Genomic DNA, 2171 nt, shown 5'->3' on the forward strand with positions numbered 1-2171 from the left:
TTGATTTTCCTTACGTAGCTCCATCAGTTCCGTTTGTTCCGCTGTTCGGTTGTCCTTTTCTTTGAAAGACCCTGTAGTTTTACTCTGTTTGACCCAACGGTCAAACGCAGATGCACCCAGATCATATTCTTTTAAAATATCTGCACGAGGTTTGCCATTCTCATAAAGCTGAACCATCTGCTGTTTGAACTCATCTGTAAATGACCGACGCTCACGTTTCCGCATGACAATCTCTCCGTTCTATTTCGATTTGCTTACAATCTACTAGACCTTAAGAGAATTGTCCAATTCAGTGTAGCCGATCCAATTAGATTATTAAAGGAACTGAAAGGGGATAAGGATGAGAACAGGAAGAAAGGGCAAAAAGAACATAAAAAAGCAATCGAGATAATTGAAAAATATATTTCAGAACATGGTATCGATATTAATGCGGACTTAGATAACCCTGATTTCCAATTGTTTGTTAAATCTCTAGGTACTGCAATGGATGAGTTTTCAAAAGATGATATGAAATATATTGTTGAATTCGTTAAGTTTATGGATCTTTATGAAAACTTCGACCAAAATGAAAAAATAAAAAAACTTGGAAATCAGGTAAACTTGCATGGAGAATTAGATAGTTCTGATTACGAACAACTTATCGAATTGATGCCGGCCGAAGACACTTCTCCCACTAAAAAAATGGGGGTTCCTATTAATGATGAAGATCTCCCAGAAAACGAAGTTAAATCATTAAGTACCAATGGATATGATGGTTTTGCAGCAAGAGAGTATGCAAGAGAATGGGTGAGTAATTCAGAGATATTAAGAAATAATAAGCAGTTCGGGTACTACAGCGATTACAATGGAGGCTGCTACTCATGCTGGAAAGATTGCACAAACTATGTTTCCCAAGCACTTATGGCTGGCGGCATGATTTATTACGAAAATGGTGGTAAACGCGATAGTACTGCTTGGTGGTATAATAGTAGTGCTCCATCTTTTACTTGGGGTGCTGCCCAAAATTTCTATCTACATTGGCGTGACAGGGCCGGGGTTGTAAAGGCTTCAGGAGACCTAGGTAGAGGAGATGTCGTAAGCACTGATTTTTACGGTGATGGTTCTATAGATCACACCGCAATGATTACAGTAGTTAGAAATGCTGAACAATACTTATCCCAGCATTCTATTGATAAAAAAGAAGTATCAACAGTTGGGGATTGGTTTGATGCAGGTTATGATGTTTATGGATACGAGATGGATAAGGCTGATAATTAAACAATAAGAATCATGAGAGGCCCTTACTGTTTTGATTAAGTAAGGGTTATAATTTTTTTAACATTCTTTCAATGATTGGGGTGTAATGATGATCAGAAAAGTTACTATTTTAATGATTATTGCCCTACTTGTTTTCGTTGGAATACATCAATTTTGGCCTGGCTTATTTTATCCAGAACTCCCATTTTCCTCAGTTAAGAAAGAGATAGTTTTTGAGTTAATAAAACAGTCACCCGATCATCTAGTAAAAGTAGCCCAAGAGGACGATTTTTCATGGTATGGGGCACAGTTTGAACAAGGGAAGGCAATCGATCTTTTGTTGGACGTCATGAAAAAAATGGCTGGACTTTGATTGATCAGGATGGTGCTGGATACTTTTTCTCACAAAATAATAATTAAATTGTAGTTACGACGCAAATGTGGACAGGAAAAATAATGTTATTCAAAGTACCCGCTGCTGTTTCACTAATAACCAAATAAATGATGAACGGAATAGAATTTTTAAGACTCGCTCCATTTTGGGAACCATATAACAAAGACATACGTTCACAAGACAACATCCAGGATGAATATTCTCCTTTTCCTCTGAGGAGGAACGTGCAAAATACATTGAATAATTTGTGAAGGCAGAGGTAAAAAGGAAAGCCCTAGAACATAATCTCTAGGACTTCGTCGTGACCATATTTTGACCATATTTCTATCAGAAAGTATCTTAAATAAACGGAACCTAAGTTGTAAATCTTCCTATTAATAAGCGGAAACCTTAACGAATCGAAACCAACAATGAAAGAGCGTAAGAAATACGGCTTGAAAGCAGCTCGTCGCGCACCTCAATTCTCCAAGCGCTAATTGCTGTTCGATACAAACCCCTTGTCTGTTCGCAGGCAGGGGGTTTTTCCGTGCGCCCAGCATGG

3 protein-coding genes and 1 pseudogene are annotated in these 2171 nt (G+C 38.0%); 3 read left to right on the top strand and 1 reads right to left on the bottom strand.

The genetic code is table 11. The annotated features are described in order from the left end of the window. On the bottom strand, positions 1–225 hold a 225-nt coding region (locus C7R92_RS31820), incomplete at its 3' end, for a transposase (protein ID WP_146147651.1). A 258-nt stretch (positions 226–483) separates the two neighbouring features. Here C7R92_RS31820 and C7R92_RS31825 point away from each other — a divergent pair. The 3 genes and pseudogenes from C7R92_RS31825 to rpsI all read left to right on the top strand — a co-directional run. Then, positions 484–1257, top strand: a complete 774-nt coding sequence (locus tag C7R92_RS31825; protein ID WP_106836891.1) for an amidase domain-containing protein — start codon at positions 484–486, stop codon at positions 1255–1257. Positions 1258–1342: 85 nt separating this feature from the next. Continuing rightward, a complete protein-coding gene (locus tag C7R92_RS31830) occupies positions 1343–1609 on the top strand; it encodes a hypothetical protein (RefSeq protein ID WP_146147652.1) in 267 nt (88 codons plus the stop codon). A 425-nt stretch (positions 1610–2034) separates the two neighbouring features. After that, a pseudogene (gene rpsI / locus C7R92_RS31835) lies at positions 2035–2106 on the top strand (30S ribosomal protein S9); the annotation flags it as partial. Between the last annotated feature and the right edge of the window lie 65 nt (positions 2107–2171).

The sequence above is a fragment of the Brevibacillus porteri genome (assembly GCF_003013475.1).
GTDB lineage: Bacteria > Bacillota > Bacilli > Brevibacillales > Brevibacillaceae > Brevibacillus > Brevibacillus porteri.